General features: G+C 69.9%; 6 protein-coding genes, 2 tRNA genes and 1 pseudogene. 6 read left to right on the top strand and 3 right to left on the bottom strand.

The window, feature by feature from the left end; genetic code table 11:
- Nucleotides 1–76, top strand: a tRNA-Glu gene (locus GT354_RS22440).
- Nucleotides 77–104: 28 nt separating this feature from the next.
- Nucleotides 105–177 (top strand) — tRNA-Glu (locus GT354_RS22435).
- A gap of 288 nt (nucleotides 178–465) precedes the next feature.
- Here the strand turns inward: GT354_RS22435 and GT354_RS22430 are convergent.
- Complete coding sequence (locus GT354_RS22430) at nucleotides 466–1,191, bottom strand: IclR family transcriptional regulator (RefSeq protein WP_026218813.1); 726 nt, start codon at nucleotides 1,189–1,191, stop codon at nucleotides 466–468.
- Between the two features lie 210 nt (nucleotides 1,192–1,401).
- Here GT354_RS22430 and leuC point away from each other — a divergent pair, with 210 nt between their 5' ends.
- The 4 genes from leuC (at nucleotide 1,402) to GT354_RS22410 (ending at nucleotide 4,750) form a co-directional block, all read left to right on the top strand.
- Nucleotides 1,402–2,814: a 3-isopropylmalate dehydratase large subunit gene (gene leuC, locus GT354_RS22425; RefSeq protein ID WP_161358166.1), complete on the top strand. Its 1,413-nt coding sequence runs from the start codon at nucleotides 1,402–1,404 to the stop codon at nucleotides 2,812–2,814.
- Nucleotides 2,815–2,817: 3 nt separating this feature from the next.
- On the top strand, nucleotides 2,818–3,414 hold the full coding sequence (leuD, locus tag GT354_RS22420; protein WP_161358165.1) for a 3-isopropylmalate dehydratase small subunit: 597 nt from the start codon (nucleotides 2,818–2,820) through the stop codon (nucleotides 3,412–3,414).
- A gap of 164 nt (nucleotides 3,415–3,578) precedes the next feature.
- Nucleotides 3,579–3,797: a hypothetical protein gene (locus GT354_RS22415; RefSeq protein ID WP_346012123.1), complete on the top strand. Its 219-nt coding sequence runs from the start codon at nucleotides 3,579–3,581 to the stop codon at nucleotides 3,795–3,797.
- Nucleotides 3,798–3,934: 137 nt separating this feature from the next.
- On the top strand, nucleotides 3,935–4,750 hold the full coding sequence (locus GT354_RS22410) for an HU family DNA-binding protein (RefSeq protein WP_161358163.1): 816 nt from the start codon (nucleotides 3,935–3,937) through the stop codon (nucleotides 4,748–4,750).
- A 215-nt stretch (nucleotides 4,751–4,965) separates the two neighbouring features.
- Here GT354_RS22410 and GT354_RS22405 read toward each other — a convergent pair whose 3' ends face one another.
- On the bottom strand, nucleotides 4,966–5,172 hold the full coding sequence (locus GT354_RS22405) for a hypothetical protein (protein ID WP_161358162.1): 207 nt from the start codon (nucleotides 5,170–5,172) through the stop codon (nucleotides 4,966–4,968).
- A 47-nt stretch (nucleotides 5,173–5,219) separates the two neighbouring features.
- Nucleotides 5,220–5,610, bottom strand: a pseudogene (locus GT354_RS22400) (2-phospho-L-lactate guanylyltransferase); the annotation flags it as partial.

Raw genomic sequence — 5,610 nt, 5'->3', positions numbered from 1 at the left:
GGCCCCGTTGTGTAGTGGCCTAGCACGTCGCCCTCTCAAGGCGGTAGCGCGGGTTCGAATCCCGTCGGGGCTACCAGATCCGACATCAACACCTGCAGTACCGAGGCCCCGTTGTGTAGTGGCCTAGCACGTCGCCCTCTCAAGGCGGTAGCGCGGGTTCGAATCCCGTCGGGGCTACCTCGAAAGAAGACCTCTCGCAACAGCGAGAGGTCTTCCTGCGTTTTTGGCCTTCGGCGGTCGGTGGCTTTTGCGCGGCCTGGCCTGGGCTGGAGCGGGACTTGGCGGGGTGTGTTGCTGCGGGTTCGGGTCGGTGGGCTTGCGATGGTTCCCACCCGCACCACCCGTTGCGTTTCGGTGCGCGGCTGCGGTTTTACCGCGACGGGGCGGCGCGGTCCGACCTCGCGGCCCCGCCCGTAGGTACCGGCCGCGTCGAGTGCGCGACGGACCGGCTCTCCGAGAATCTGTTCAGACCTCCACCTGGGCCCGACGCAGGGCGTCGGACAGCTTGGCGGCTGCCTCCATGACTGCTTGCGCGTGCAGTCGGCCCGGGTGACGGGTCAGGCGCTCGATCGGCCCGGAGACCGAGACGGCGGCCACCACGCGGTTGCTGGGGCCGCGCACGGCCGCGGAGACGGACGCGACGCCCGGCTCGCGCTCGCCGATGCTCTGGGCCCAGCCGCGGCGGCGCACGCCGGACAACGTGGTGGCGGTGAAGCGGGCGCCCTGCAGGCCGCGGTGCAGGCGCTCGGGCTCCTCCCACGCGAGCAGGCACTGGGCGGCCGAGCCGGCCTTCATCGGCAGCGTGCTGCCCACGGGCACGGTGTCGCGGAGGCCGGAGAGCCGTTCGGCTGCGGCCACGCACACGCGCATGTCACCCTGGCGTCGGTAGAGCTGCGCGCTTTCGCCCGTGATGTCGCGCATGTGCGCGAGGACGGGGTGGGCGGCGGCGAGCAGACGGTCCTCGCCGGCGGCCGCGGCCAACTCGGCCAATCGCGGGCCCAGGACGAAGCGCCCCTGCATGTCGCGCGCGACGAGCCGGTGGTGTTCCAGGGCGACCGCGAGGCGGTGCGCCGTGGGTCGGGCAAGACCGGTTATGGCGACGAGGCCCGCGAGCGTGGCGGGACCGGCTTCGAGCGCGGCCAGCACCACAGCGGCCTTGTCGAGAACGCCGACTCCGCTAGAGTTGTCCATGCCTTGATACTGCCGTCTCGGATTACGAGACGCAAGTCCGTCGAGGACACCGGTGCCGGCACAGTTGTGAAACGCGCGGAATCGATGGCGGAAAAACCACCCGGCATGCAGGGAAACGCGCCAAGGCGTCGATCGCGAGATGCGGAATCAGCCACATCCGCGGCGACCGAGGACACATAGCCGGCAACGACGCCGGCCGGAGGGACAGCGATGGGACGGACACTCGCGGAGAAGGTCTGGGACGCACATGTGGTGCGTCACGCGGAGGGCGAGCCGGACCTGCTCTACATCGACCTTCACCTGCTGCACGAGGTGACCAGCCCGCAGGCGTTCGACGGCCTGCGCCAGGCCGGTCGCCCGGTTCGTCGCACCGATCTCACGATCGCGACCGAGGACCACAACACGCCGACGCTCGACGTCGACAAGCCCATCGCCGACCCGGTCTCGCGCGCCCAGATCGAGACGCTGCGCAAGAACGCCGCCGAGTTCGGCGTGCGGATCCACTCGCTCGGCGACGTCGAGCAGGGCATCGTGCACGTGGTCGGCCCGCAGTTGGGGCTGACCCAGCCCGGCATGACCGTGGTGTGCGGTGACAGCCACACCGCCACGCACGGCGCGTTCGGCGCGCTGGCGTTCGGCATCGGTACCAGCCAGGTCGAGCACGTGCTCGCGACCCAGACGCTGCCGATGGCGCCGTTCAAGACGATGGCCGTCACCGTCGAAGGCGAACTCCCCGACGGCGTCGGGGCGAAGGACCTGATCCTCGCGGTGATCGCGCGGATCGGCACCGGCGGCGGTCAGGGCTACGTCATCGAGTACCGCGGGCAGGCGATCCGGAACCTCTCGATGGAGGGCCGGATGACCGTGTGCAACATGTCCATCGAGGCCGGCGCCCGCGCGGGCATGATCGCCCCGTGCAAGACCACGTTCGAGTATCTGGAGGGTCGTCCGCACGCGCCCCAGGGCGCCGACTGGGACGCGGCCGTCGAGTACTGGAAGAGCCTGGCCACCGACGACGACGCGGTGTTCGACAAGGAGGTCGTCATCGACGCCTCCGAGCTCACGCCGTTCGTCACCTGGGGCACCAACCCCGGTCAGGGCGCACCGCTCGCGGACGCGGTCCCGGACCCGATCGCCATCGAGGACCCGGTCGAGCGCGCGGCGGCCGAGAAGGCCATCGCGTACATGGGCCTGAGTGCGGGCCAGAAGCTGCGCGACATCGCGGTGGACACGGTCTTCGTCGGTTCGTGTACCAACGGGCGGATCGAGGACCTGCGCGAGGTCGCCGGAATCGTCAAGGGCCGCAAGGTCGCCGACGGCGTGCGCATGCTCGTCGTACCCGGCTCGGTGCGCGTCTCCCTCCAGGCGGTTTCCGAGGGCCTGGACAAGGTGTTCACCGACTTCGGCGCCGAATGGCGTTACGCGGGCTGCTCGATGTGCCTGGGCATGAACCCCGACCAGCTCGCGCCGGGCGAGCGCAGCGCGTCCACGTCCAACCGCAACTTCGAGGGACGGCAGGGCAAGGGCGGCCGCACCCACCTGGTCTCGCCGCAGGTCGCCGCGGCGACCGCGGTGCTGGGCCACCTGGCAGCACCCACCGACCTGAGCACCGCAGGAGTCTGAGCCATGGAAGCCTTCACCACCCACACCGGCAGGGCAGTTCCGCTGCGCGAGAGCAACGTGGACACCGACCAGATCATCCCCGCGCACTGGCTCAAGAAGGTCACGCGCGACGGCTTCGAGGACGGTCTGTTCGAAGCGTGGCGCAAGAACCCGGACTTCGTGCTGAACCAGCCCGAGCGCGCCGGCGCCACGGTTTTGGTGGCCGGTCCCGACTTCGGCACCGGGTCCTCGCGTGAGCACGCGGTGTGGGCCCTGCAGAACTACGGGTTCAAGGCTGTCGTCTCCGCGCGCTACGCGGACATCTTCCGCGGCAACTCGCAAAAGGGCGGCCTGCTGACCGTCGTGCTGCCACAGGAGACCGTCGAACGTCTGTGGGCCCTGACCGAGGCGGACCCGACCGCCGAGATCACCGTCGATCTGGTGGGTCGTCAGGTCCGCGCGGCCGACATCGTCGCGGACTTCGAGATCGACGACTACACGCGCTGGCGGCTGCTCGAAGGTCTGGACGACATCGGCCTGACTCTTCGTCACGAGGCGGACATCACCACGTTCGAGGCAACTCGCCCCGCGTGGCTGCCGAGCACCCAGCCGGTGGGCTGATCACGAACTCCCTTACGGGACAAGCAAATCGGCGAGAATCGAGCGGCGGGACGCGATGGCGTCCCGCCGCTCGCGCGTTCGCGGTGCACCCCCAATGGGCGCCCCGTTGTGCCCATAGGCGGATGAGCTGTCACAATTGCGGTGTGGAGCACCAAGGCCGACACGTGAACGAGTTCGAAGAAGTAGAACTCTTCGCCGAACTGGCCACCCGGTTGAAGGTTGCCCACGCCCGGGTACGTAGGCTCCAACTACCCAACGAGGCGAAAGTGGCGCTAATCCGCCGCTTGTTGGTCATCACCGACGCCGCAAAGCATGATCTGTCCGACGCCTCCCGGCGCTTGGCCAAGCTCATGAAAGAACTTGACGCGGGGCCCGCGAGTTAGCGGGAAGCCGCCGAAGCCTGAATCCGGTGCGACACAAGGGTGATTCGCCCGTTCGGTAATTGCTTCGGTACTTTTGGATGCTTAGCGTGCCCAATGCCGGCTGAACTGTCCCGGCATCGGTTTCCGAAGGGGAAGACGTGAACAAGGCGCAGCTCGTCGAGGCGGTCGCTGACCGACTGGGAGGCCGCAAGGCCGCCGCAGAGGCAGTAGATGCCGTCCTCGACACCATCGTTCGTGCGGTCACGGCGGGAGACCGGGTGTCCATCACGGGCTTCGGCTCGTTCGAAAAGGTGGACCGTCCGGCTCGATACGCCCGTAACCCGCAGACCGGTGAGCGGGTGCGCGTGAAGAAGACCTCGGTGCCGCGCTTCCGCGCGGGCCAAGGCTTCAAGGACTACACGAGCGGGACGAAGAAGCTTCCGAAGCCCAACGTGAAGAGCGCGGCCGCCAAGAGCAGCCCGACTCCGCGCGTGGTCGTGGCGGACGCTTCGGCGCCCACCACGAAGGCGACGACCCGCAAGGCCACGACGGCGAAGAAGGCACCGGCGAAGCCGGCCACCACTCGCGCCGCCGCGGTCAAGACTCCGGCCGCGACCACCCGCAAGACCGCGGCGGCCGCGAAGACCGCGACCGTCGCCAAGTCCGCGCCCACCAAGGCCGCCACCGCCAAGCCCGCCGGCAAGAAGGCCGGCAAGGCTCCCGCGACCAAGGCCGCGGCCAAGCCGGTCACCGCGAAGAAGGTCACCGCCAAGGCCGCCACCACCGCGACCAAGGCGACCACGACCAAGGCCGTCAAGCCCGCCGCCGCGACCAAGGCCCCTGCGGCCAAGGCTCCGGCGACCAAGGCTCCGAAGGCTTCCACCGCCAAGACGGCGGCGGCCAAGCCCGCCGCTGCCGCCAAGGCTCCGGCAGCCAAGAAGCCTGCCGCCAAGCGCGCGACCAAGAAGGTCTGACGCAGCGGTAGTCGCACAGCGCACACGCACGAACGGCGACGGGCCGGAACCCCCACGTGGGGGATCCGGCCCGTCGCCGTCTGTCGTCGGAGACCCGATCCGAGCCAACCCAACCCGACCTGCACCCACCCAAGCAGCCGACCCAACCCGAACCGGCCCAATCCCGAGCCGACCCGACTCGCCCGACCGGATCAGGCGCCCGATCGCGAACTCCGCTACCGCATCGGATCCGCAAAGGTGTGCAGCGTCACCAACGAAACCCGATCCCCGTCCATCCGCATCCGAACTCGCTGGCCGGGCCGCAGAAAACGCAGGCCACCGGCGTCGAACGCCGCGGCGTCGAAGGGCACGGGGGAGCCGTCGTCAAGCAACACGACACCCTCCCGCGAGTCGGTCTCGAAGCTGTACACGGTGCCCTGCATGGCCCCATTGTGACCGCCGCCGGGCACGACGCGCATCCGACGCGGCGTCAGGAGGCGGCCGCGCGCGGCAAAAACGGCACCGAGGGCAGCACCGCCGCAGTGCAAGCGCCCACGCCCAGGCGCAACGCCGCGCGCAGATCCTCGCCCGTGTCCACGTCGCGACGGACCGAATCCACGTCGTAGGGCGCCAGTTCGACCGCTCCGGACGCGAGGTGTCGAGCCCGCGACGCACCGCCGAAGCCCGGCGCCAACGGCACACCGGCCGCCGCCGCGAGCAACGTGGTTCCCACGCCCGCCGCGTCCGCCAAAAACGCTCGACGCGCGTCGCCCGCCGCCGCGAGCACCCGGTCCAACTCGTGGGAACGCAGCGCGGGCAGATCGGCCGACAACGCGGCCACGCCCGTGCGCGGGCGCAACGCGGTGGCGAGCCGAGCGCCG

Origin of the sequence: Streptomyces sp. SID3343 (assembly GCF_009865215.1) — a bacterium.
In the GTDB taxonomy this organism is placed as follows: Bacteria; Actinomycetota; Actinomycetes; order Streptomycetales; family Streptomycetaceae; genus Embleya.
Note: the sequence above shows the minus strand (reverse complement) of the source record. Positions and strands in the feature narration are given on the sequence as shown.

Coding starts and splice junctions, on each gene's coding strand:
- GT354_RS22430 (WP_026218813.1), bottom strand. CDS start 1,191: ATGGACAACTCTAGCGGAGTCGGCGTTCTCGACAAGGCCGCTGTGGTG.
- leuC (WP_161358166.1), top strand. CDS start 1,402: ATGGGACGGACACTCGCGGAGAAGGTCTGGGACGCACATGTGGTGCGT.
- leuD (WP_161358165.1), top strand. CDS start 2,818: ATGGAAGCCTTCACCACCCACACCGGCAGGGCAGTTCCGCTGCGCGAG.
- GT354_RS22405 (WP_161358162.1), bottom strand. CDS start 5,172: ATGCAGGGCACCGTGTACAGCTTCGAGACCGACTCGCGGGAGGGTGTC.